Source organism: Paenibacillus sp. FSL K6-3182, assembly GCF_037976325.1.
Lineage (GTDB): Bacteria > Bacillota > Bacilli > Paenibacillales > Paenibacillaceae > Pristimantibacillus.
The window spans coordinates 4258163-4285058 of the sequence record NZ_CP150265.1; the positions used below are offsets into that span (position 1 = coordinate 4258163).

At 41.4% G+C, this 26896-nt stretch carries 19 protein-coding genes; all 19 read right to left on the reverse strand.

Going from position 1 to position 26896, the window contains the following annotated elements:
* Window positions 1-247 precede the first annotated feature (247 nt).
* Window positions 248-6430 (reverse strand): S-layer homology domain-containing protein, encoded by a 6183-nt coding sequence (locus tag MHH56_RS18730; RefSeq protein ID WP_339203112.1) that lies wholly within the window; start codon window positions 6428-6430, stop codon window positions 248-250.
* A 196-nt stretch (window positions 6431-6626) separates the two neighbouring features.
* Window positions 6627-7646 carry a galactose/methyl galactoside ABC transporter permease MglC gene (mglC, locus tag MHH56_RS18735; RefSeq protein ID WP_339203114.1) on the reverse strand — a complete coding sequence of 340 codons (1020 nt, stop codon included), beginning with the start codon at window positions 7644-7646 and terminating at the stop codon, window positions 6627-6629.
* The gene (locus MHH56_RS18740) at window positions 7624-9180 is read right to left on the reverse strand and encodes a sugar ABC transporter ATP-binding protein (RefSeq protein ID WP_339203115.1); all 1557 of its coding nucleotides are present in this window, start codon (window positions 9178-9180) and stop codon (window positions 7624-7626) included. Before MHH56_RS18740 ends, mglC begins: the two co-directional genes overlap by 23 nt.
* 78 nt (window positions 9181-9258) lie before the next feature.
* On the reverse strand, window positions 9259-10287 hold the full coding sequence (locus MHH56_RS18745; RefSeq protein ID WP_339203116.1) for a galactose ABC transporter substrate-binding protein: 1029 nt from the start codon (window positions 10285-10287) through the stop codon (window positions 9259-9261).
* Between the two features lie 140 nt (window positions 10288-10427).
* Window positions 10428-11750, reverse strand: a complete 1323-nt coding sequence (locus MHH56_RS18750) for a helix-turn-helix domain-containing protein (RefSeq protein ID WP_339209661.1) — start codon at window positions 11748-11750, stop codon at window positions 10428-10430.
* Window positions 11751-12110: 360 nt separating this feature from the next.
* Window positions 12111-12977 (reverse strand): malonyl-ACP O-methyltransferase BioC, encoded by an 867-nt coding sequence (bioC, locus tag MHH56_RS18755; protein WP_339203118.1) that lies wholly within the window; start codon window positions 12975-12977, stop codon window positions 12111-12113.
* Window positions 12967-13725, reverse strand: coding sequence for an alpha/beta fold hydrolase (locus MHH56_RS18760; protein ID WP_339203120.1), 759 nt, complete (start codon window positions 13723-13725; stop codon window positions 12967-12969). The genes bioC and MHH56_RS18760 overlap by 11 nt, the downstream gene beginning before the upstream one ends.
* Complete coding sequence (bioF, locus tag MHH56_RS18765) at window positions 13722-14900, reverse strand: 8-amino-7-oxononanoate synthase (RefSeq protein ID WP_339203122.1); 1179 nt, start codon at window positions 14898-14900, stop codon at window positions 13722-13724. The genes MHH56_RS18760 and bioF overlap by 4 nt, the downstream gene beginning before the upstream one ends.
* Before the next feature lie 13 nt (window positions 14901-14913).
* Complete coding sequence (bioB, locus tag MHH56_RS18770) at window positions 14914-15912, reverse strand: biotin synthase BioB (protein ID WP_339203123.1); 999 nt, start codon at window positions 15910-15912, stop codon at window positions 14914-14916.
* 5 nt (window positions 15913-15917) lie between these two features.
* Window positions 15918-16664 (reverse strand): dethiobiotin synthase, encoded by a 747-nt coding sequence (gene bioD, locus MHH56_RS18775; protein WP_339203124.1) that lies wholly within the window; start codon window positions 16662-16664, stop codon window positions 15918-15920.
* A gap of 5 nt (window positions 16665-16669) precedes the next feature.
* Window positions 16670-17992, reverse strand: a complete 1323-nt coding sequence (gene bioA, locus MHH56_RS18780; protein ID WP_339209662.1) for an adenosylmethionine--8-amino-7-oxononanoate transaminase — start codon at window positions 17990-17992, stop codon at window positions 16670-16672.
* Between the two features lie 370 nt (window positions 17993-18362).
* Window positions 18363-19550 carry an MFS transporter gene (locus tag MHH56_RS18785; RefSeq protein ID WP_339203126.1) on the reverse strand — a complete coding sequence of 396 codons (1188 nt, stop codon included), beginning with the start codon at window positions 19548-19550 and terminating at the stop codon, window positions 18363-18365.
* A 58-nt stretch (window positions 19551-19608) separates the two neighbouring features.
* Window positions 19609-20343 carry an ABC transporter ATP-binding protein gene (locus tag MHH56_RS18790; RefSeq protein WP_339203128.1) on the reverse strand — a complete coding sequence of 245 codons (735 nt, stop codon included), beginning with the start codon at window positions 20341-20343 and terminating at the stop codon, window positions 19609-19611.
* Between the two features lie 3 nt (window positions 20344-20346).
* The gene (locus MHH56_RS18795; protein ID WP_339203129.1) at window positions 20347-21153 is read right to left on the reverse strand and encodes an ABC transporter ATP-binding protein; all 807 of its coding nucleotides are present in this window, start codon (window positions 21151-21153) and stop codon (window positions 20347-20349) included.
* A 4-nt stretch (window positions 21154-21157) separates the two neighbouring features.
* Window positions 21158-22054 carry a nickel/cobalt ABC transporter permease gene (gene opp1C / locus MHH56_RS18800; RefSeq protein WP_339203131.1) on the reverse strand — a complete coding sequence of 299 codons (897 nt, stop codon included), beginning with the start codon at window positions 22052-22054 and terminating at the stop codon, window positions 21158-21160.
* A complete protein-coding gene (gene opp1B, locus MHH56_RS18805; protein ID WP_339203132.1) occupies window positions 22055-22987 on the reverse strand; it encodes a nickel/cobalt ABC transporter permease in 933 nt (310 codons plus the stop codon).
* 96 nt (window positions 22988-23083) lie between these two features.
* Complete coding sequence (gene nikA, locus MHH56_RS18810; protein WP_339209663.1) at window positions 23084-24664, reverse strand: nickel ABC transporter substrate-binding protein; 1581 nt, start codon at window positions 24662-24664, stop codon at window positions 23084-23086.
* Window positions 24665-24744: 80 nt separating this feature from the next.
* Entirely contained in the window at window positions 24745-26049 is a 1305-nt protein-coding gene (locus tag MHH56_RS18815; protein WP_339203133.1) for an opine metallophore biosynthesis dehydrogenase, read from the reverse strand.
* A gap of 29 nt (window positions 26050-26078) precedes the next feature.
* Window positions 26079-26873 (reverse strand): SAM-dependent methyltransferase, encoded by a 795-nt coding sequence (locus MHH56_RS18820; protein ID WP_339203135.1) that lies wholly within the window; start codon window positions 26871-26873, stop codon window positions 26079-26081.
* Window positions 26874-26896: the final 23 nt, after the last annotated feature.

Consider the following 26896-nt stretch of genomic DNA (forward strand, 5'->3'; position numbering starts at 1 on the left):
AATGAAAAAATGGTAATTTAATGTATATAAGTACGATTTTTAGGAGTGTCATGAGTTGTAGACTTGCCAATCTTAATCTTTCAAGAGGTTATTGCCAAACACAGCAACATTTTCTTCGATGCTATTTTTAATATCGCTTGCAATCAGTGTTATGCGATCGTAATTTGAGCTCTATCTTCTCATATGTTTGGTTAAAAACACGTAGTCAGCTCACATGATGAGCTGACTACGTGTCATTCTTTATTGATTACGAATTAATCAGCTTAACAAAGCTCAATGCTCGCTTCAGCATGACTGCTGTCTGAGCACGGCTTGCTGTATCTTTAGGCGCAATCGTGGTTTCCGATTTGCCATTCATAATACCTGCATTTATTACGGCTTGAACCGCTTCACGGGCAAAGCCCGATAGCTGGTCTTGATCAGCAAATGCAGCTAACGAAATGCTTGATGAATTCGATCCAGCGCTTGTATCTCCTTGAACGAGCTGAACAGCTTTCATAATCATAACTGCCATTTGCTCTCTAGTGATGAATGCTTCAGGATTGAACTTGTTGTTGCCTACTCCTTGTACTAACCCGTGCTGAACCGCAGTACTTACATCTGCGGCATACCATTTAGCAGCTGCTACATCGTCAAATACCTGCTCTGCACCATTATTATTCAAGCCCAAGCTTCTTACTAGCAGCGATGCGAATTCTGCACGAGTCACTTTCCCTTCCGGATCATAAACTTGATTCGTTTTCCCATTCACGATCAGCTTAGAAGCGAGTGTTTCTACATCCTTCTGTGCCCAGTGTCCGCGCATATCTTCGAATGTTTTACTGCCTTCAATGAAGACATACATGCCATTCGAGTAATGCTTGATCGTAGCTACAGTCTTGCCATCCATAACGGTAAACACCGCTGGTACAAATCGAATGGCTCCCGTTTCAGGATCATATGATACGACCGTTGCTTCATTGAAATTGCGAATTACTTTGTCTACGGTTAAAGTACGCTCAATAGAACCGGTGGAATGATTATCGTATTCCGCATCTTTCGTTTTCAGCGTTGCTTTATAGTCGATAATATCGCTTATACGCTTCATTCCATTGCCGGATAGGGCTGCATCCAATTGCTGCAACTTATCTTCGTTCGCTTTCACCATGCTTACAATTAACACAGCATTGGCATCTACTTTCCCTTTCATATCCTTGCTGTTTAATATAGACACCGGCCATTCGTAGCTTCCAAACTTGCTGCGAATCGAAAGAATCGAATCTGGCTTGTTCGCGGCTAATCCACTCAAAGCGTCCAATGGAATCCTCACTTCATATCGTGTGTGGTTTCCAGGAACATCAATCGTTAGAATGGAACCGGCTTGTACAACCTTTAAAAACTCCGCTGCCTTTTTGGCAAGTTGATTGCGATCAAGCGAAGCCGTCAAGCTATTTAGTGCGGAATCAATCGATAGCTCAGATTTCTTCGGCTCGTATAAAGCTGGGTTTTCAAGGTCTGGATCTGTAATACCAACACCGCTACCACCGTTGTTTCCTCCGTCGGAAGTTTGATTAGTAATTTCAATCGCTTTTTCACCTCGAACCCCAGATCCGTCCGTTGCAGCTGCGACTACTTTTACAGCGCCGTCCTTCACGGCAGTCAACAATCCGTTTTGATCGATCGTTGCTTTGTCCGTTGCCGTTACGCCATCTGACTCATAGACAGTCCAAGTTACCTTCTTAATGGAAGCGTTCGTTGGCAATAGCTCTGCCGTCAACTTCAGGCTGCCGCCCTTCACTTCTATTGCCGCTTTGCCACTTTCGCTAGTCAGGCTGATCGATTCTACCAACACATTCGTAGATTCTGACTCCCACTTCGCATATAAGGTGATATCTTGTTCTGCTACTCTATCTGTTGCGAAATTCCATTGTTCCTTCAATGCTTCATCCTTGTACCAACCGATGAAAATATAACCTTCCTTGTTCGGTGCTGCTGGTTCTGCAATCGGTGAATCTGGTTTTGCTTCGATGCTAGCTACACTACTACCACCATTACTATTGAATGTTACTGTGTACTTTTCTATTTGCGCTTCCCCAAATTGTGAGTAATCCCATTCCGATTGCCAATTCATTGAAATGCGTTTATTCTCAGTGTCCAAGTGTAATGGGGACCAAATATATCTGGAGTCACTCAAGTTTCCAGGATTCCAACGATCCGCCATAAAGATAAATTTATCTCTTACAATATTTCCATTTTTATCTCTGTATGGAAGTACAAAAGTACTTTGACTCTCATGAGTCGTACCTTTGTAGTCATCCCAGAATGGATCGCCTTTATCTTCCCACCACCACGTTAATGGATGACCTGTAATATGATATTTAGCAGGATTTGGGTTCCAGCCTGTTAAACCAGATGTTATAGAATAATACGTATCATCTTGTTTAAATAATGTTGGAGCTTCTCTACCATTGCTATGAGCTTTCGCCCAAATCGCATTTCCATGTTCCTCACGAGCTGGTTGTGTATAAGTATCATCCAGTTTTAGAACGATGGTTGTCCCATTTCCTTCGGATGAATAGACCAAATATGCTGTTTTATCCTTATCATCATCTACATAAAGGGTCATATCGCGGAGCATACCATCTCCTTCACCCCTTTTGTCAGGATCCCATCCATCATTTGGCATTCTCTCGATATCAAGCACTTTAAACGGACCTATAGGAGATTTACTTACAGCTACACCACCTGATGCTGTCCAATATTTACCCGACATTGGACCATCATGATGCCACCACATTACATAATTATCATATTTCTCGTTGTAAACAACTTTTGGCCGTTCCACAACTTTATCCCAATTGAACAGCCCGTATAATCTTTGTTTCTCTTCGATAGAAGTATCTTTATAAAGTGCATTCAAATCGGCAATTTGTTCCCGTGTATTATGTTTTTTAAGTGTTTGAACTGGTGATTTCATGTTAACAGCGAAATTATAAAAACGTTTTTCCACTCCATTTTCCGGAATGAAATTCCAATCATCAAGCTTCCCATAATTTTGTTCTTGTCGCCAAGATTCGAATCCTACTCCCGATTCCTTATACAATTCATCATCTTCATGAATATACATTGGAATGTTAGAAGCATCCGTCAATCCATCGTAAGTTCTATCACCAAGAGACGGATTATTAAATACCGGCAATACAACACCTTCATTTTTCCAATTATAAAGGTCAGTAGATGAGTAAGCATGTACACCAGTCATCGGAACATAACCAGCACCCATGTTCGATTCCGTTTTATCTTCTCCGTACCAATAGTATTTTTTAGTCTTTTCGTCATATATAATACCTCCGCCATGCGCCTGAATTGGCACACCGTCAGTATCTAGCCACACTTCACCATTTTTGATGGAGCTTACATGACCAAGATTAGAATAGAAATTATAATATTCATTAAGCCAGTAATTATAATGTTCTAGTGATTCTAACGTTAGATGCTCTGTATCTTCGAGTTCATTTAAATAATTGTCCATAATATTTCTTACATATGGAACCATATCTTCGTAAAGAGTGACCAACTTTTCCTTAGCAATTTGAACTATACTCGTATCAATGTCCGCAACATACTTTTGATAAACAGCCAAATCACCAATCGATAAAGTAGAGCTGTTGCCGCCAGTTTTGATAACTTGAATAGCTACGTAACGTGCATTTTTTGAGGTGAAGGTTGCGAATTGATCATAATCTTTTCCTGTATCAAGACCGCCGACGGCTGCCAACTCAAAATGTTGATCCAATTCACTTTGTGTTCCTGTTAATTCAACGTTTGACAAATCTTTATCGCTTGTATAAATTTTGAATTGTCTAATACGACCGTTTTCTTTATCTTTACCTTGTCTCGGTGTGTAGAGGATTTGACTTATATCTTTTCTACTTTTATTCAAGTCAAGAACGATATAGTCGCCTGCTTGGTATTTGCGGCCCCAATCTTCCCAATTCGTTTCATAAAATGTATCTCGATTACCATCTAACATGCTTTCTACAGGTGTGCTCCAGTGTGCTTCTGGGGCGTATTTTACTGTGATCCCTTCAACTAAGAAACTATCTCTCTGCAAATTAACCATTTCATCATTAATTTGATTAGTCGTACGATTCATTTCTTCTTGCGTGGATGAATCCGATTTCATTAATGCATTGCCTGCATCAACATACTGTTTCAAAAGCTCTAATAGATTTTCATCTTTATTCGAAGTTGCAATAAATTGTTCAGCATCCGTTATTGCTTTAGCAAGTTGCTCTGAATTTAGTTTAAAATTTGAATCCCTGTACAAATTGATTTCAGCAGCAGATGCAAACTGTGTGCCAACATCACTTTGCGATGCTAGTGCTTTGAATTTAACATGAGTCGCATCGACGGGAGTAAAGGTTGCTGTTTTTATTGCTTTGTTAGCATCCCATGTTCCTTCTGCAATTTTGTTAAAATTCACACCGTCAATACTTGCTTCAATTTCAAACTTAGTAACTGTACCATTCGTATCTGTGTCTTGTCTTGGTGTATATTCCAGTTTGTTAATGCCTTTGTACAGTTTGCCTAATTCATAAGTAATAGAGTGCGGTGGTTCTTGATAGCCATCGCCCCATGGCGTATGCCATTTTGTATTTACATCACCGTCTATGGTAAGCTCCGGACCTTCTCCAGATTGTGCGCTGCTCGCCGAAGCTCTCATCAACTGTTGTGGTATAACACCTATAACACCATCAGACAACATTGCCTTGAATTTGAGGCTGATTTCAACAATTGCATCAGATATTTGTTCATTGCTGCCAGATTGAAGCGCATCGTCAGCTTTTGTAATTAGCGCTTCCAACTCTTCAATATCCGGGTTATCTTCATTCAAGGTTGCTTTATGTTGTTCAATACTTACCTTTAAATCATTTAATATCTGTGTAACGTCTGCTTCTTGGCCTTCAACGTACTGTGTATTTTTGATTACAAAAGTTGTAATTGATTTTCCTTCCACATTTGCATAAAGCTTAGTTCCTAAAACCTCTAATTTACCTTCCTGTAAATCTTTTTCTGAAGTTGTCACATAAGTGGATACTTCACTTCCCGGCTTTGCAAACTTGGAAAGATCAAATGACAATTGTCTGCTGACTTGATCCGGGTTGCGATAAACGATAACCGTTTCCCCCGTCCCTTCGTTATAAGCCGTTAGTGTCTTTCCATCACCGTCGCTATTCTCAAAAAATTTCGAGCCTTGCGGAATGAATTTACTAAATTGCGCCATCGCATAATATTTTTTTGTATACCACCATTGTTCAGTATCAAAATCAGCATGAATCAGACCCCAGTTCATATTCTCTTTGTCTGGTTGCATATTTTGTTCGCTTTCAATAGCTTGCCAAATTACCCATGCCTGCGGTTCAAACCATTTAATATCCACCATAATTTGATCAGCCAGCGCTAATGCCGGTTCGATATCATCATGATTATGAGCAATACCGCTTGGTCCTAAATCAACTTCTGACATCCATAGCTTTTTATTTTCCTTTTCGGCAAGCTGACGAACCTCATATCTTTTTGAACCTCCATAAGCATGAACATTCATTTGAGATATGCTGTTTTTTGCATCGTCGTTATAATGGCTCCAATTTTCCAGGAAAGTATCAATTACGGATTCTTCCATTGCTGAAACGCCAACATTATTCAATCCTTTTTCATTCAGCTTTTGCCGAGCTTCCCAAATAATCCATGACTGCGCCCAAGGATCCCAATGCGAGCCTTCCTGACGATTGAATGCACCCCAATAATTTGTATTGGGCTCGTTAATTGGCGAAAGAGTATCGAACTCTATTCCAAAATCATCTTTATAATGTTTGACTACCTCTGCTAAATATGCCGCGAAATCATCATAATAATCTTCTTTTAAGTTATTCTCCCAAGCATTATGATTACCAGCAGTACAACCACTGTGGGTCATATAGTATGGTGCAGAATTGGAAAACGCTTCCATAATTAGTTCTGGTTTACGTTTCAATGCTTCCTGCAACCACCAACGCTGTTTTTCATCGCGGTTAATATCAAAATGACCCTCTTCTGTTGAAAAGCCTTGAATATCAGCGCCTTCACGCATATGATTGTGAGTCGGATCATCGCCACCGCCAATGTTGTAGCGGGCAATATTATAATTAAGTCCCTCTTTGCCATATAATGCATCCACCAAATCATTTTTCGCCTGCTCGTTTTCCCAGCCGCCAGTAGCATTAGCAAACCATATTAATGAAGTTCCCCAACCATCCCATACTTTCTTCATCTTGTGTGGACTTAACTTAATTTCAGTTGCACTTGGTGCTGCCGAGACAGCATTCGGCAAGCCAACGAACATCGATCCTACTAGCGAAAATGCCAAGTATGACAACATCATTTTTTTTACGCGTTTTTTAATACCCAATTTCAACCCTCCCCAAAATAGTAACATCCTAAAGCAACACTTTTTTTATAAATCCTCTGTTACCTAAAGGAATGTATGCCTTTAATAGCCATGGCAATCGCCAAGGCTGCATTTGATAAACATCCCTTTGAATCATCGTGTACTTGCCAATAAGCAATACATTCATCACCTCCTTTTAATACGTTGAATGTATAAACTATTTTTTTGCCATATATTTTCGAATATCAAAAGCTACGGCTGCAACTATAATGAGTCCCTTAATAATTAATTGATAATAGGGACTAACACCGATATACGTTAATCCGTAGTTAATAACGCCAAAGATTAATACGCCTGCTGCTACGCCTTGGATTTTGCCCACCCCGCCAGCAGTTGACACCCCGCCAACTACGCATGCCGCAATGGCATCTAATTCATACATGTTTCCGTAGTTATTCGTAGCTCCTCCCGTTCGGGCTGCTTCAAGCACACCAGCAAGACCATACAACGCTCCCGAAATGGCATAAATATAAATAAGATTTCGAGCGACATTAATGCCGGAAACATGTGCCGCATGGACGTTTCCTCCAATTGCATACATGTTTTTTCCCAGACGAGTCTTATTAAATACGACCCAACAGATAAGTGCTACAGCGAGCGCAATAAGCACAATATACGGGATCGTATAGCCGCCTCCAAGATCGATATATCCCGAACCCCACACTTTAAAATCATCTCGAAGACCGCCAATCGGCTGCGATTGATTCGGCTTCATATCGAAGTAAAGGCTATTGATACCGTAGATTCCTACCATTGTTCCTAGCGTAGCAATAAAGGGTGGAACATGAAGCTTTGCTACGATAAAACCGTTTATTAATCCAACAAGCAAACCAACTGCAATGCCTATTAAAATCGGAGCTATTACCCAAAGCTGCGGCAAGTCCGGGTAAAATCGGTTGGCATACGTATCTATTTGCAGCATCGATGCCGAAATAACTGCCGTTAGTCCAACAACTCGTCCAGATGACAAATCTGTACCGCCTGTAATAAGAATAAATGCCGCACCAATTGCAATAATTAGCTTAGTCGAAGACTGCTGCAATATATCTCTAAGCGTAGAAAAGGCTAGAAAGTTAGGATCTGCCACCGCGATGCCAATTACAATCAAAATCAACACCACGAAAATCGCTCTTTGCATTAAATAGTCTTTCACTTTAAACAGTAATTGCGTGTTCATTACGTTTACCCCCTGATACGACCGAACGTTGCTGCGCAGCTAGGCGCATAATTTCTTGCTCTGTTACTGACTTGCCCTCCACAATGCCTGTCAATTTGCCTTCGCTCATAACCATAATTCTGTCAGACATCCCAAGCAGCTCAGGCATTTCCGAGGAGATCATAATAATGCTTTTCCCTTGCTTCGCAAGCTCGGTAATAATCGTATAAATTTCAAATTTAGCGCCAACATCAATACCACGAGTAGGCTCATCAAGCAGCAATATATCTGGTTCTGTAAGCAGCCATCTTGCCAAGAGTACTTTCTGCTGATTTCCTCCTGATAAATAACGAATTTGTTGATGAACAGACGGTGTCTTTGTTCCAAACTTTTCAACATTATCCGCTGCGTCAACTCGTCCTTTTCTTTCATTCAACAGCCCAAATTTATTCTGGTAACGAGACAAATTCGCGATAATCGTGTTCTCATAAACCGATAACACTGGAAAAATTCCTGTTACTCGCCTTTCTTCGGTTAGAAGTGCAATCTTATTCTTTTTCGCTTCAGATGGTGTTTTTAAATTCACTGGCTTCCCGTTTATGGAGATTTTGCCGGAAACAACGCTCCGAAGCCCAAACAAGGCTTCAATAAGCTCTGTTCGTTGAGCGCCAACCAAGCCGCCTAGGCCGAGAATTTCCCCTTTCCTCAGCTCAAAGCTAATATCCTGAAACGACTTGGGATTTGGCGACGATAGACCTTCTACCTTCATCATTGTGCCGCCAGGCATATTCTTTCGTGCAGGAAAGCGTTCTTTCAAATCACGACCGACCATTCTCGTAATAATGAGGTCTGTCGTTAGTTCACTTGAAGGCCAAGTTCCAACATAATGACCATCTCGCATGATCGTCACTTCATCAGAGATGCGCAAGATTTCTTCCATTTTGTGAGAGATATAAATAATAGATACGCCGCGCTTTCGCAAACTATTGATAATGTTGAATAGCTGTTCAACTTCATTGCCAGTCAAAGAGGAAGTTGGCTCATCCATTACAATAAGCTTTGAATGAAAAGAAACCGCTTTCGCAATTTCCAGCGTTTGAATTTTTGAAACAGACAGCGTCCCCGTGCGCACTCGAGGATCTATATCCACCTCAAGATCTTTGAATAAATGCAATGTGTCCTCGTACATTTTCTTTTCATGAATAAACTTAACCGGACCAAAACCTAATTCCGGAAACCGACCAAGCCAAATATTTTCCATTACATTACGATGCGGTACCGGATGAAGCTCTTGATGAATCATGGAAATTCCATTTTTCAGTGCCTCTTTAGAGTTATGAATCGTTGTTTTATGACCATTTATAAAAATCTCACCTTCATCGGGTCTATATATGCCGAACAAGCACTTCATTAGCGTTGATTTCCCAGCCCCGTTTTCACCCATAAGGGCATGTACAGTTCCTGGTTTCACCTTTATTGTTGCGTTGCTGAGCGCTTGTACCCCTGGAAAGCCCTTCGAAATTCCTCGCATTTCCAGAACATAATGCTGCTCCATATCATATCCTCCCATCAAAAACCAATAAATAAGTTAGGAGGAAACAGCGGGATACCGCTGCCCCTCATCTTTATTTCATTATTCCGCGTCTGCAATGTTCGCATTTGTGATTTTCTTGTAAGCGATCCATACATATTTATCATCTGTGATTTCAAAACCAATATTTTCTTTTGTTGGCGTCTCGCCTTTGGAAAGCGCTGTAGCAATCGCAACAGATGCTGCTCCTTGGTTTTTCGCGTCATTCAGCACCGTACCCAGCATGGTTCCGTCCTTCAAGGCTTGAATAGCCGGAGCCGTTGCATCTACACCAACAACCGGAATGTACTTATCACCTTTGAAGTAACCCGATGCTTTCAACGCTTCAATCGCGCCAAGCGCCATATCATCATTATTAGAAAGAACTGCTTCGATTTTATCTCCATTTGATGCTAGAAATGCTTGCATTTTTTCTTGCCCTTTGACTCGGTCCCACATCGCTGTATCTTTAGCAAGCTCTTCAACCTCTATGCCTGCGTCCTCAATAGCCTCAACAGAATACTTTGTACGAAGCTCCGCGTCTTGATGCCCTGGCTCACCAGTTAACATCACGTATTGCAGCTTGCCGTCACCGTTCTTATCCGCGCTTGGGTTTGCTTTCCAATAATCACTAATTAATTGCCCCGAAATCGTTCCTGAATCCTCTGCTCTAGCACCGACGTAGTACACCTTATCCCATTTTTCCATATCCTCCGCAATCGGCTCGCGATTCAAGAATACGACTGGCATATTAGCTTCTTTCGCTTTATCGATAATGACGCCTGCAGCTGTACGATCAACTGGATTAATAATAAGCGCATCGTATTTTTTCGAAATAAATAGATCCACCTTCTCATTTTGCGTTGGTTGCGAGTTTTGGCTGTCCACAACATCTAATTTCGCTCCGTTCTTCGCTGACTCCAGCATTGCATTGCGCACACCCGTCATAAAGGTATCATCAAATTTGTAAATAGCTGCTCCGATCTGTATGCTTTCCTTTTTTTCTCCTTCTGTATTTCCTCCATCGTTGCTGCATGCTGCGGCCGTCAACATCATACCTGTCAGTAACGCAAGAACCCATTTCTTTTTCATCCAAAATTCCCCCAAATTCATTTTTTAACTTCTCGACCTATTATGTAGAAGAATGATTGTTATTCGAACCCACAATTCTCACGTCTTGTCTGAAAATTCTAATCTATTGTTATAAAACTGATATGGTGTGTAACGATGAATCACTCATATTTCACTAGGGATTCTGTAATTCTACTCCGATACTCCGTTAGCGAAATCCCAACATGCTTCTTAAAGCAAAAACCCAAATATTTAGGATCGGTTATCCCGACGCGATCTGCAATCTCAGAAGCTTTAAGCTCTGTAAGACGCAGCATTTGCTTAACAGCCTCTATCCGGATGTGCATGACATATTGTCCATAGGTTAGTTTTACTTCTTTTTTAAATACACGACTGAAATAACCTGTACTAATGTGAAGGAATGAGCATACCTCTTGAATGGACAAAGCTGGATTCATAAAATGATCTTTCGTATACTGAATGGCTTCTTCGACAATATCTTTATATACATGCTTCCGCTGGCTGGAAATCTTCCTCATCATTTCAATGCATATATCAAAAACCCAACGTTTTGCCTCCCTTAAACCCGGCAATCTATACATTTCTGCATGCAGTTGAATACTTGTACCTAACAGTCCGTCAAGATCAATATCAGCCTCTTTCGCTGTACGCAATATTAACGTCAATACTTCAAATAAATAGATTTGAATGTCCTGCAAAGCAAATTTACTTTCAAACAGTTCATCGAATATCGTATCAACTGCTTCAGAAATCTCTTCGGCCGTCCCCATCTTCAAACTGTTCCTTAAAGCTTGCCCCTTCAGTTCGTCGAATCGAAGTTGCTCACTCTCATCATCTTCAATATTGTGAAAATAGATAACCTTCTTGGACCCCATAACAAGACGATAGTCTAGTGCAATAAGCGTTTCTTGGTAAGAATGATGTACATCGGCAATATCTAAAACACGCGAGCCAACACCAATCGTGACATTCAGCTTCAGATCTTGTACAATCTGCTCAAGAACATCCGACAGTGCTGCTTGCATAATCGAAAACCAATGCTCCTTGTGCTGTCCATTATCGATGGCCAGCAAAGCAATGCTTTCTTGATAAATAAACACTTTCCCAAGCGAATTGATGTCCCATACTTCTCGCGTTCTATTCAAAACAGCTTGAATCATACAATCCACACCACGCGACTGTCTTAACAAGGAAGAGGAGTATTCTTTTGCTTCTTCCGTAGGATAAAGAGCGATGAGCGCTACAACATACTGAGAGCCGCGCAGCTGAATATCATAATTCATTGATTTTTCTTCAATTTGCTGGCTTGTTAGTTTTCTCGTAAGCAGCGATGCTAGAAATGATTCCTGAAGCACAGGCATACTTGTTCGATAATGATCTTGCAAAATTCGAAAGTATTCAGAATGCTCTACATTCTTCTTCATTTCTTTTGCTATGTCTGACTCTTCATCCACAAGAAGCATATTATTCAAACGAATCCCCTCCAATTTAAACAAGATGCGTCATGAATTTTTTACAATTTCATCATATCACCCTATAAAATCGGGCCTTATGACAAACTTTATACATTTTTGTCCTTTTCATTGCCTATCCGAAAATGCTTACATTTTGTGTTGGTATTATTTTTAGATTTTGTTTTTTTATTGGTTATCAGCTATGCTCAGCTATCCAATGAGCAGTATTTGGCCCGGATGGATTTATTGAAAAATAAATAATGAATTTGGGTTTAAAGCTAGAGCTCATAAAAAAGCAGCCCCGTCTATAACATGGAATACCATGCTCTAGACGGGGCTGCTTTTATTAAGCTTTGTGATTTTACTTATTTACTCATTTGCCAATGCTTGAATCAATAGAAGTTCATAACTGGCAGCAACGCCTCCCTCTATACTGAACTTCCCCTCGTATTCCTTATACATGTTGGCAAACAGTCGTCGCGAATTGAGACCAGGCATCGTATTAGCCTCTAAAGTGCTAGCTCCCATCGCTTTTACCGAGTGAAGAAAGTCTCTTGCTGAAGCATACTCTTCCATCTGAATGAAGCTTTCAGATTGAATACTATAAAAACCAGATTGCTTGAGCAAGCTGCTCCATTCATTTGTTGATAGAAACCAAAGTCCGTGCCTCTGCGGCTCGACTGCACTCGCTCGATAAACTTCGTTAAAAGCATAATGCATCTCGCAAAATGTAGCTGGTCCGAATGTCGTGAATATGAGCAAGCCTCCAGGACGAAGCATACGCCGAAGATGACCTAGTGTTTGCCTTGGATTGCTCAGCCATTGAAAACAGGCGTTGGAGACGATGAGATCATAAGAGGATTCCTGAGCGTCTTCTGCCCATACTTCAACATCCGCTTGAATAAAGCTTATACGATCTAAAGTATTTTTTATGATGCCATCACGTTTCGCTTCATTTGATAAGACACGTTGTTCAGCCAGCTTGATCATAGCGGGAGCTATATCGAGTGCTGTGATACTTGCACTCGGCCATTCATTAACTAGAATCTCAGTCAATGTCCCCGTGCCGCAGCCAATCTCAAGAATGTTGGGAATGGCTATGTTGCGCTTGTTCTTCCACTCTATGAATGTTTTCGCAAGTTGATCTGACATCATGCGCTGAACATGAGCATGAGCGTCATACGAATTTGCACTACGGTTAAATTGACGTCGGATATCATTTATCCTACTGCTCATGCCACCATCTCCTCAGCTCATTAGCTATTTGGTCTTCCCTTCCTAGGAAAGAGGCATGCCCGCAGGATGGCATCGTGAATAACTTTGCTTTTGGCAACTGGGTCATAAGCTCCGCTGCAGCGCCGTAAGGACAAATACGATCATCAGTCCCGTGCACAATAATTACCGGGCAAGAGATGCTCTTCAGTTGAGACAAACAATCCTCGCTTCGCAAAATTTGAAGTCCTGCGATTAACGCTGGGGTTGTCCAGCTGCCAATCGAGGGAAGTCTTTTGCGTAATTCGGCTTCCCCTTCTGCATCCGAAAACATAAGTTCTCGGAATCTTGATTCAACCCCTTGTCGGTCCTGTTTGAGCCCTGTAATCATCTTCCTAACATATATATCTGCAAAGCCAACACTAGACTCACCTTTTGTTCGAGTAAATCGAGCAGTTGCTCCGAACAACACAAGACCATCAGCGAATCCTTTGGTCGCGAGTCTCAGTGCAAGTAAACCGCCAAGAGACCAACCTCCGATTAACAACGGGCTATGGCAAGCCATCGCCTCGTCTACTGCCATCTCAGTCAGGAGCAGCATTTTCTCTGGAGAATCGGCATCACTGTAATCAACAGAAACATGATGAAAATCCGGAAGAAACTCACGTATCCGATCGAAAACCGTATCTGGCATACTCCATCCGCATAACCATATAATAGTGCCGCTTGTTTGTCTCTTAAGTTTCACTGATTCGCTATCCAATGTAATCATGGACTTAGCACTCCTAGTCGAAGTCCGATTGAATGAATGCGTGCGGCTGCATTTAACAATTCCTTATCTGTATGAACTGCTGACAAGGAAAAGCGAATACGCGCTGTTCCATCAGGTACAGTAGGTGGACGGATGGCAACCGCTGTGATTCCCTCTTCTTCAAGAGCTTCGCTGAAGCGTAAAGCCATATCGTTAGAGCCTACGATTAAGGGTACAATTTGGGATTTTCCGGAACCGATGTTAAATCCCGCATCACTAAGGAAGGAACGAAATAATGTGCTTGCTGCATAAAGCCTTTCTCGACGCCAGTGTTCCTCTTTTACCAAAACTAACGCCTTTGAAATACCAGCAACGATTGAAGGAGGCAGCGCTGTTGAATATAGGAGTGGTCTAGCCTTATTTACCTGCCATTGTATTAGCAAGCGGCTGCCACAAATATAAGCGCCATAAATACCGAACGATTTACTGAATGTTCCCATATGAATATCAATGTCATTCTGCAATCCGAGTTCATGGCACAATCCTTCGCCTCGCCCTCCGTAGATCCCCCCACTATGTGCCTCATCCACCATAAGCATCGCTCCGTACTCCTGTTTGAGCGCAACAAGTTCACGCAATGGTGCCATGTCGCCATCCATAGAGAAAATAGCGTCTGTAACGATCAGCTTACGCCGTTTATCACGATACTTATTTAATAGCGTTCGTAAATGTTCCATGTCGTTATGGCGATACCGGGCGTGCTCCGCATGGCTGAGTACAATGCCATCCACTATACTCGCGTGGTTCAACTGATCGCTAAAAACAACATCTCCTCGCCCTACAAGTGCACTAATAACTCCAGAATTAGCCATATAACCATTTGCAAAAACTAACGATGCTTCACAGTTTTGCCAATCCGCTAGTTCTTCTTCTAGACAACCATAAGGTAATCGGTTGCCCGTCACATGGCGTGAAGAACTTGAACCAGCTCCTTCAGTGAGCAAGGTCTCACGCATCACTTCAAGTATGGCAGGATGCTGGGCGAGTCCAAGATAGTCATTAGAGGACAAATTGAGCAATGTTCGTTCTCCGCGCATCGTATAACCAGGTGATCCGAATACAGAGCTAGTTATACGCAAAGAACGCTCCCTCGAAGCATCAGCCAATAATTCTAGTTCTTCTTCCATCCATTTCATAGTCGGTACCGCCTTAAAGGGCATTTAATTCAATCTCAAAGCCCAAATCCTCAATAATTTGATGATCAGCTGATATGTCTTGGCCTGCTGTCGTTAAATAATCCCCCACAAAAAGTGAATTCGCGGCGAAAAGAGATAAAGGCTGCAGCGTACGAAGGTTGACCTCTCGGCCACCTGCCACACGGATTTCTTTAGAAGGACAAATGAAACGAAACAGTGCTAGTACCTTCAACGCTTTCATCGATGGCGTGCGACCTGCGTGTTCTAGTGGTGTTCCCGGTATTGCATTCAGAAAATTGATCGGAATTGAATCCGCATCTAGTTCGCGCAGCGCATAAGCCATTTCGACAATTTCCTGGTTTGTCTCTCCCATGCCGATGATGACGCCAGAGCAAGGGGACATGCCGTATGTCTTTACTTTTTCCACCGTTTCAACGCGTTGATCATAAGTATGGGTCGTCGTGATGGAAGGGTAGTTGGCTTTACTGGTGTTCAAGTTGTGGTTGTATCGATGTACGCCTGCTTCAGCAAGTCGCCTAGCTTGATCATCCCCAAGAATACCCAAACATGCGCAAATCTTTAGAGGCATCGATTGACGAATTTCTTTTACTGCAGCCACCACTTGGTCTAGCTCCCTGTTTGTTGGGCCTTTCCCGGACGCAACAATACAATAGGTTCCGGCTTTACGCGCCATCGCTTCACGTGCGCCTGTAAGCAATGTGTCTTTATCAAGCAGAGAGTATTTTTTAACTGGGGCCGTCGAAACAAGCGATTGCGAGCAATAGCCGCAATCCTCGGGGCAAAGGCCGCTTTTGGCGTTGATGATCATATTCAGCTTCACTTTTTTACCGTAAAAATGTTTTCTAATCGTAAACGCTGCTTGCATGAGCAGCAGCAGCTCATCATCGTCGGCTTCAAGCACTGCGAGCCCCTCTTCTAACGTTAAACATTCTCCTTGCAATGTTTTTCGGGCAAGCAATTGCCACTCCGTCTCTACTTTAATTGTTTTCATCTCTATCATCCTCCCATAGATTTAACTGCAAATGCCTCTCTAATAGGCGCGAAATGTATGAATTCTTGTAAGGTATGTATAAGCATCTGTGGAGTCTCTTCGGTACGCAAACGAGGAAACCGTCCGAGAACCTTAAGGCCGCTGTACTGTTCAATTAGTTGAGCATTCGTAGCAACACTTGGATCGTCATCTGTTTCCGTTAATTCCCCATCGTTCAGGATGACGCCAACAATAGGAATCCCTCGATGTTGAAGGAAAGAAGCGGTCAGAAGTGTATGGTTAATTGTCCCAATACTGGAACGAGCTACAATTAGAGCAGGAATCCGAAGCTCCGCTATGAAGTCCACCATGAGGGTGTCATCGGTCAATGGCACAGCGACGCCACCAGCCCCTTCGACCAGCAGTGCTTCATAATCTTTTGTGAGCGGTAAACCAGCTGTAATTAGCTCTTTCAGTGTAAGAATCACACCAGCCTGCTTAGCTGCGAGCATTGGCGTAAGCGGAGCTTCGAATGTAAATGGCGCGACTGCCTCAGGCCGTTCGTTAATTCCCGTGCTTCTTATCAGCCGCTCAGCATCGGTTAGTCCGCAGCCAATACGAGCACCGGTTTGAATCGGCTTCCAGACACCCACATTCATTCCTTCAGCACGGAGCATAGCGGTTATGGCTGCCGTTATAACCGTCTTCCCGACGGCTGTATCTGTTCCTGTCACAAATAATCCGCGTATCAAATCATAGTTATAAACGTTCAAAATACTCACACCCCTTCGGTGACGTGAAGTATCGATTCCATCAAAATATTTGTCATGGCATCCAGTTCAGCAACATTACTCGAGAGCGGAGGAATAAAGACGATCACATTGCCGAGCGGCCTTGTTAGCATTCCAAGCTCTCTTGCCCGCAAGGTTGTGCGAACTCCAATTCGATCTGCCCAGTCATATGGCTCTCGTGAAACCTTATCGCGAACGAGCTCTATTCCGATCATTAGTCCCTTTTGCCGGATTTCACCGACATGCTGGTAATCCTTTAGCGCTGCGAGCTTTTGCTGGACAAATGACGCCTTTGCTCTTACTCCTTCGATCATATTGCGCTCTTCAAATAGCTTTAAGCTTGCCAAAGCAACGGCACAGCCAAGCGGGTTACCGGTATAGGAATGACCGTGGAAAAATGTTTTCTGCTCTTCGTAATCAGCATAAAACGCTTCATACACCTCGTCAGTTGCAAGTGTCGCTGCTACAGGCAAATACCCACCGGTCAACCCTTTGCCAATCACCATCAAATCAGGTGAAACATCTTCGAGATTACAAGCGAACATCGCGCCTGTCCGACCGAAACCAGTCGCCACCTCGTCAGCGATGAGCAGTACGCCATACTCACGGCACAGCGCAGCCATCTGGCGTAAACAGCCTGAAGGCATAACGATAATGCCCCCAGCCCCTTGCACAATCGGCTCCACGATAAGAGCCGCAATTTCATCCGACTTTGTCTCAAGCAAATGACGCAGTTCCACTAACGTATCTTCCATTGCCTGCGTCTCACCGCCTGCATGACGATATGCATAGGGATATGGGATAGTGTAAGAAGAAAACAACATGGGGCGAAAAGTGTCATGATACAGAGGAATGGCACCGACGCTTACCGCGCCAATTGTATCGCCATGGTACGCTTGGTTCATCGTTACAAACTTCGTCTTACCTCGTATCCCCTTGTTATGCCAGTATTGAAACGCCATTTTGATCGCGATCTCGACACCGGTTGCTCCTGAATCGGAGTAAAACACTTTGTTTAGTCCTTCCGGAGTAATTTCCACCAATTTTTCTGCAAGCTCAATTGCCGGAACATTAGCCATACCGAGAAGGGTGGAATGGGCCACTCGCCCTAACTGTTCTCTAATCGCCTGATTTAGCTCCGGCACGTTGTGTCCATGTACGTTAAGCCAGACGGATGAGAAACCGTCATAATATGCGCGTCCTTGGACGTCATAAAGCATGATGCCTTCTCCGCGTTCAATAATGAGTGGATCAGCGTTATTGTAATCTTTCATTTGAGTAAAAGGATGCCATAGGTGGTTCTTATTCATGGCAGCAAGCCGTTCGAAATTTGTTATCACAAATGATCACCATCCAATATTTTTAATTGTTAACCTAAAATAATAAATTAAGGTTAACAATCGGATTTTGCTATTCTAGCAGACCTGCACTCCTCTGTAAAGAGAATTCAAAATGAAAGATTGAAGATTAACACCGCGAGGTAGCAACCAAAAAACATATGAATAATAACAAAATATAGAAATATTCATTTGTTCAGATACTCGAAAAAATACTAAAATAGAAACAACAAAAACCCTTCTGTTTGGATCACAAAAGGGTCGATTTTTCAAATTATGAAATATGATTTACTATTTTTCTAGCTTGCACATGTGTGTGAATAATAAATATTTTCAAGCCCTGCTATCGTTGTCGAACAGACATTTTCCCTCGATCATAAGCAACAATGATCATCGTAGCGCCTAAGCCAGCACAGATCATATACATCATAGAGTATGATGTGAAATCAGCTATTGGCCCCATAATAACGCCACCCAGTGAAATTCCTAAATCAGCCATAGCAATAAAAAGACCGATTAACACATTGCGGCTCTTCTGCGGCAAAACAAATGTTAAATAGGTTGTTAATGTAGGGTAGATGAGAGCTTGAGCCGTTCCCATTAAAATGGAACCCGCATAGAAGAAAACAGCTCCTCCCGTTACAGAAAAGCTCACGCTTTGCGCCGCCAATGTCAAAAGGAGCATATTCCCCATCATAAACGATGAATGCCATTTACCGTCCGAAGGAATCTTTTTTCTTAAAGCAAAACGGGCCAAAACAACGGTACACGCTTGAAGCATAAGATAGATTCCAGCATTGCCGTTTTTTAATTCCGAAGCGTATAAAGGAATAAAGGTGGTAACTGCTCCAAATACCATTGAAGCTACCAACATCAACATGCTGCACTTAAACAAGGATGGGTTAGCTACTAACTGACCGAAGGATTTAAACATACTTTCTGACTGCCCGGTCTGATTTGCAGCAGTCTGGTCGCTTCCTTGATCCATTTTGGTACCATAACCGAACACCCCCGTAAAGATCGCAATCGCAATCATGACCATCGTAAAATAATTCATATCCCCCGTTTGCCAAATACCCAAAGCCAGAACAGGGCCAAGGATACCCGGCATATACGTAAATAAAGAATAAAGTGAAATGCCTTGGGAGCGATCCTTCTCTGGCAGTGAATCAATGATGCCGATCTGCAATGCCATTGAGAAAAAAGCGGTAGAAACTCCTTGTAAAATACGGGCAATTAAATAACCCTCTAAACCCGTAATCGTATAGAGGATTAAAGCAAAACCATTGACGATAAGAATAATGCGTAGCACTTTTATCGGTCCGTGCATTTGAATAATTCGGCCTGCCCACGGTCGAAAGAACATGGTTGTGAACAAATACGCCCCCATGATTAAACCGATCGTTGTGTTGCTGGCTCCGAGTGACTCTCCACGCAAAGGTATAATGACATTTAATATGGAATTGCCGCTGAAATAAAGAAGAGCCAGCATATACAATCGTATAAAAGGCCAAGATAATGCTCCACTCACAACTTCCCTTCCTCCTAACTTCTGCATGCAAATATCCTATTCTCCAAAACTCATTCAGCTAAAAAGTGATAAGCATCTGCAACAATTTTTTCGCATATTCCGACTTGACGTCTTTTAATTGTTCGATTCTCACTATTTCTTCAACTTGACCATCTCTAAAAATAATGACTCTATCGCAAATATAGGCCGCAACCTGTATATCATGTGTGATAAATACATAACTCATGTTGTACATTTTTTTTAAATCTTTTAATAAATCAAGCACTTGGGTTTGAACAGATACGTCTAATGAGCTGATTGCTTCATCTAACACAATGCATTTTGGTTCTGTGGAGATGGCTCTTGCAATACATACCCTCTGTACCTCTCCGCCCGATAGTTCATGTGGATATTTTGTTCTGTATGATGGATGTAATCCAACTTGATTTAACAGCGTATCAACCATACTATGTTTTTTTTTATACCTTTTTATTGGCTCCATAATGGCTTCTTCGACCGTAAAAAAAGGATTAATGGACGACTTATAGTCTTGAAATACCGCGCTAATGTTACCAAAGCGCACTTTTCTATCCCCTACACTCTTGCCATCAAATAAAACGCTGCCTCGATCAGGCTTTTCAATGCCTAATAACAATCGCCCTAAGGTTGATTTTCCGCTGCCGCTCTCTCCAATAATACCGAGACATTCGCCAGCTCCACATTCAAAACTAATATCATTCAACACTTTTTGTCTCTTTTTCGAAAATAATCCGCCTTTTTCATACGATTTATCCACATGATCAATTTTCAGCATGGTTCAACCCTCCCCCATAATCAGCTTAAAATGATTACTCAGCGCCAATCTAGTAGACAACAAATATTTTGTATATTCATGCACTGGTTCTGAAAAAACAGCTCGGATGCTCCCTTGTTCGACAATCTCTCCATCCTTCATGACCAAAACGTCATCAGCCATTTTTTTTACAACGCCGAGGTCATGAGAAATAAAGATCATCGAGCAGCCCATTCGCTCACGCAATTGCATAAATTGTTCAATTACTTCAAATTGTGAAATGGTATCCAGACCTGTTGTTGGCTCATCTGCGATAATAATGTCAGGCTCCAGTACTAATGCGAGCGCAATCATAACTCGCTGCAGCATGCCCCCAGATAGCTGATGCGGATACTTATTCATCACTTCGATCGGATTGTTCAACATCACGCTTGCCAAAGCTTTTTTCATTTTTTCTACGATTTCGTTCGTACTCCAGCCGAAATGTTCATAAAGGGTTTCCTTCAAATGAATGCCGATCACACACGAAGGGTCGAATGCACTCATCCCATTTTGCATAATCATACATAGCTGCTTTCCCCTTTTATTCCTCATTTCATGTTCAGAAAGCTGATTTAGATGTTCACCTTTGAATACGATATCTCCAGATTGGCGCAGCCAGGCTTTATTCAACCTCATAATCGACCTGCTGGTGACAGACTTGCCGCTCCCGCTTTCCCCTACTATAGCGAGGCAGCTGCCTTGCTTTAACTCGAATGAGCTGTTATGAATGATCACATGATCCGTTTTCATATCCCATACTTTTAAGTTTTTCACCGCTAATACATTCATGGCTTTAATCTGCCACCTCTTTTTCGCGAAGTCTGTTTTTAGTCACGATTCGTTTCTCTTGATGCTTAGCATTAGAGGTCATTAACTGAGGATCCAATGCAACCTGAAGGGCATCTGACAAGAAATTAAATGCCGAAACAATAATAATAATAGCTATGCCTGGGGCTAACATGAGCTCAGGTCTTGTAAACATAACTTCTCGCGCTTCATTCAGCATCATTCCCCATTCCGCGTCAGGCGCTTGAATGCCTAATCCTAGAAACGAAAACCCTGATATTTGTAAAATCATCGAACCGATCGCGCTGCTCGAGATGACTGTTATGTCCGCAAATGTAACCGGAATCATGTGCTTATAAATAATTTTTGCATTGCTGATGCCAGATGCTTTGGAAAATTTGACATAATTAAGTTCGGAATACTGCATCACAGACGTTCTGATTACCCGAGCAAACCATGCCCATTTCATGACAACAAACGCTATCATAATGTTTTCAAGACCTACGCCTAAAATGCCGACTATCGCCAGTGTCATAACATATAGCGGGAAAGAAAGCATGATATCGCAAATTCGCATAATAAAGGCATCTACTTTTCCTCTAAAGTAACCCGCGATAAAGCCTAATAGAGCGCCTATCCCTATCGATATCGCTAATGCAGCCAATACCCACAGGACACTGGGACGAATGCCATAAATTAATCGGGATAGAATACATCTCCCCAAGTGATCGTTCCCGAGCAGGTATTCCCAGGACGAGGACGCATATCTTACGCTCATCTTGATTTCGTTAGGATCATGCGGGGCAAAAAAAGAGGGGAATAATCCGACAATAAGCGTTGCAGCAATAACAATTAAGGATAAGCTGCCTATTTTATCTTCGCTTATGTTTTTTAATCGTTTCATCTAGATCTCCTTCCTCATTTTAGGATTCAAAGCGGCATTTACGATGTCCGAAACGGTATTAAATAATACAAATGCGACTGCCACTATCAGAACATAGGCTTGAATCACAGGGAAATCTCTGCTTAGAATCGATCTTATACTTAAACTCCCTAACCCTGGCCACGCAAAAACATTTTCAACAACGACGGTGCCTCCTAATATAATCGGGATAGCCATACCGAATATCGAAATGGCAACCTGCAAGGAATTTCTTAATATATGCATCGTAATTTTTTTCTCAGACAAGCCAGATGCCCTGCCATATAGAACATAGTCTTCATTTAGATTGCTTATCATCGAGCTTCTGACGTTTCGAAAATAAATCCCTGCATAACTTATCGCAATCACAGTTACCGGCAAAATATAGCTTTTATACGAATCCATTCCGCTCGTAGGCAGCAAATCCAATTTAACGGATATATACCAAATTAAAATAGCTGCAAGCCAGTATGACGGCATGGATGTTAATAAAAATGAGATGCCCCTTACTGATTTGTCTATCATTTTCCCTTCATTTATTGCACTAAGCACCCCCAATAGGATGGACAAAACAATAACAACGATAGATGAAACTAGCGTTAGCTTTAACGTATTCAGTAAAGCTGGACCTACCAATGACCAAATCGGTTTTCCTGTGACATATGAATCTCCAAAGTCTAGTTGCATGCAGGCAACGACCCAATGTAAATAACGAATGATAAATGGCTGGTTCAAGCCAAGTTCTTCTTTCGTCTGAGCAATTAAATCATTTGTTATATTGGGTATGCCTTGCGCTTGCAATACCAATTGGGCCGGATCTTGGGGAGAGAGATTAATGAATACAAACGTTATAAACGAAATAATTAATAGAAGAGGGATTGCTAATAATAGCCTTCTATAGATGTACCTTGCCATATAAAAATCTCCTTTCTACAGAAAATATCAAATGACTCTATCCTTCTTTACTCAAAATAAAAAAGGGAGTAATCCTCCCCTTTAATTTTTCGCGTTCTATTCAAAGCTCATTCGCTCGAATGGCAGCTCAAATTGTGTTTGTTTAAACGAGATATCTTTTATCTCTTTTGGCGCCACGATAGTGACACTGCCATTCGAGATTGGAATAAAGACAGCTTCGTCATGAACGATTGTCATAATATCAGCATATAACGCTTGCCGTGTTGCCTCATCCTTGGATACCATGACCTCATCAATTTTCTTGTAAAGCTCACTTGCTTCCGCAATTCCGCTTGTTGTATGCAAATAAGCATTCTCAGAAGTAAAAGCAGAGATGGTGCTTTGCGGATCATAAGCAAGTCCCCATGTTTGATTGAATAATAAATGATAATCTCCGGTTGATCTTCTTTTGGCGATTGAGGTTGATTCCTCACCGATAATTTCCAATTGAATACCTATCTCCTTCAAAGAGCTTTGAATAAATTCAGCCTGTGTTTTTTGGGAAGAAGAATTGCTGTCATAATATAATTGGATTGCTAATGTTTTATCATCCTTTACTCTAGCAGCAGCGCCTTTCTCCAGTTTCCATCCTGCACCTTCCAATAGCTGCTTCGCTGCTTCCATATCATAGTCTCGTTTCTTCAAATCGACATTCGCATAATTGACGTTAGCTGAAAATAGGGAATGGGCTGCTGATTCAGTCCCATTTAAAATATCCTTACTAATCGTATCTCTATCAATAGAGTGCCAGATGGCTTCACGAACAGCTTTTTCACTTACGGGATGATCGGATTTACTGCTGTTGGCCACGATCATTTTTGTGTTCATCGCTTCACTTCTAACAAGCTGATAATTGCCTGTTTCAATTAATTGTTCCATCGCTTCAACATCGATACTGTCTGCACCGCGATCGTCAGTGAATACAAAGTTCACTTCACCCTTTTGCAAAGCTAGGAATGTCGTCTCTCCTGCTGGGAGAACTTTAGAAGTAATTTTTTTAATTTTAGGTGCGCCGCCCCAGTATGCGTCATTTGATTCAAACGAAGCATACTCATCAGTTTTATGGTCCATAAGCTTATATGGTCCTGTTCCGTTGTAGCCATTTACGCCATTTTTCGTTTCTCCATCAATAAAGTTTTTAGGGGAGATGAATACGTAAGGCCTAGTCATGGATAATTCAACTAAGGTTGGATAATAGGATTCAGACAGTGTGAGTTCAACTGTATATTCATCTACCGCTTTAACGCTTACTATTTTTGTCGACAGCTTGATCCAAGTATGCTTTTCTTTATTATGTTGTACCGCTTCAATATTTTGCTTTACAGCCTCTGCGTCAAAAGGTTCACCATCATGGAACTTCACATCTTTCCTCAAATGAAAGGTATATATTTTGCCATCTTCAGAAATTTCCCATGATTCCGCCAGTAAAGGCATGATTCCCTCCTTTGTGTTTTCGACTAAAGATTCGTACACCATTCCTTGTGCTGGCATTGAACCTGCATACAGATGTGGATTCATATCATTAATGTCTTTGGCCGATGCATACACGAGTTCTGTTTTCTTTTCCTTATTTGCTGAATTCGATTTCGCATCTTTGACGTCGCTGCAGCCTGCCAGTACAATTAAAAGCATCAGCATGGATAAAACAACAACAAGCAAATTTCCTTTTTTCAAAATACTTCCTCCTAAAAAATATAAGTTCATTATGGTTTCAACAATTACGCTTTTAAATATTTTCCAATTTCATTACAAATTCTGTTCAAGTCTTCTTCAAAGCTTTGAACAGCAAATGCAGCAGATAACCTAATTTCCTTATGGGATTGAGCAACTTCTTCCAATTTACTCTCATAGGTAAGTATGAATTTATCGATAGTAGGGCAGCTCGAATCTGTATATTTTGCAATTCCCTGAATGATTTTCAGACGATAATAATCCTCCTTTGGCATTCTTGGAATATCCAAATCACCTTCTCTATTAATGAACATCTTTCTGATAGGGACTGCAGAAAAGTCAAAATATTTCCCATCCTTATCAGGTTCAGAAAAAGGATCGATCAATAGCGAGGTATAACGGATATACAACAAATACTCTTGATGAATCGTTTCGAAAATTGGAAAGTTTTCTATATCATGACGTGATAAACTTTCGAGTCTTACCGGATAATTGTCATCCGTCATAAATTTAAGTAAATTTATACCTTTTATATGCAGCTTACTGATAATATTCATAATTTCTTTCCAATGGGCCAACATCTCACGAATAAGTAATGGTGTAATTGGCCCTTCAGGATAAATTTTATAAACATATTTTTTGGTATCCTGATCACCGAATATGGCGCTTAATGAAACCTCATTCATAAAGAGCGGCGGATGAACGTATAACGAAATATTTCTTGTTTCTGCTTCAATCGGCGATTCCATTATGTCTATCGCAATACCTAAATGTTTGTATGCTTTACAGAGTTCTTCAACATTAGGTGATGGGTAATTTGTAGAGCCAATAAATACTTTTTTCTTAACCGCTGTCGTTAGGACATGATTTGTAGGTCTAGCATGCATCCATCTTGTATCGCCAAAGTAGGTGGAAAAACTAATAATCTCCACACTCGGATTAAAATCATTCATATAATGGCGAATTAAGCTATGCGAGCCTAAGGTCGGGGAAATTAATAGCATACACTTTACTTTCCTTAGAACCTTAGGATCGATTAGTTTCAACACTTCGATATAGGCATCCGTTGTGACAGCAAATATAAGGGTATCCCATTCACCTGTAATCGTTTCGTACCCTTTAAATATGTAATCAACAAAACATTCACCCTCCAAAGCACGATGTTTCTCATTCTGAATGCTTACACGTAAACGTTGATTGCTCTGTTCAAGCGCATCATAAAATGACCCAGAACGTACAGATTCTCTCCCTACAATCGCTACAGTGCAATCCCAACATTTTTTTAGCTTCAAAGCTAGTTGAATTGAAGCTGGTCCCGTGCCTAACAGCAAAACATGTTTGAAATCACTCATAAAGGCCTTCCTTCCTATCCAAAAGCAGACTATGCTTTTTGGTACAATGCAATATCAAACAAATGATCTGGACGTCTTACCTGTTCAACCAACTTCCATTTTTGAGCGTTCACCGCTTTCATTGGGAAATTGAATAATGATTTTATTTGTTCTCCATATCTCATTGCCACAACGACATGCTTATTGGTCAATGAATAGAGTTGATCCAATATGTCATATTTATTTTCAACGGTTGAGCTAAAAATGATATGGGTCGCCACTTTCGTAAAATCAAGATTTTCCACCAGCCTATTCTCTAATCGAATATTAAAGCCAATGCTAAATTTCTCTACAACGCTCCTGCCAAGCTCAATAGCTTCATCGTCAATATCTAAACCAACGACCTCCGCTCCAGTGCGCTTCGCAATCAAAATGGGCGTCATCGGAAATGCACCTGAGCCTATTAATAACACTTTTGAATCCGAGGATAGTTGGAAGCTCCCAAATTCTTCTTCGATGCACGATTCTATGTTTTTGAAATAATCGGTTATCTCAGCATTTCCTTCATGAAGCTTTAATGCACGATATTTCTCCATAATCGCAACGCAAAATGCCGATTTTCTTCTCAGATCCACCACAAGTTGAAGGATATCATTGGAATCATGATGTCCAAGTAGATCCCAAGCTTCATGGTTACTTCTGTTTGTTACGAATTTCGAATATTCATCTATTAAATTTTCCATCTCCGAGCTATTGTTAACCGTATGATCATATCGACCTGCTAAACTATCAAATTTATCTGAAAATTCAATCAATTTATTTTGAAAACTCTCCACCTTATTCATTGTTTTCCCCCTGCTATAAAAAA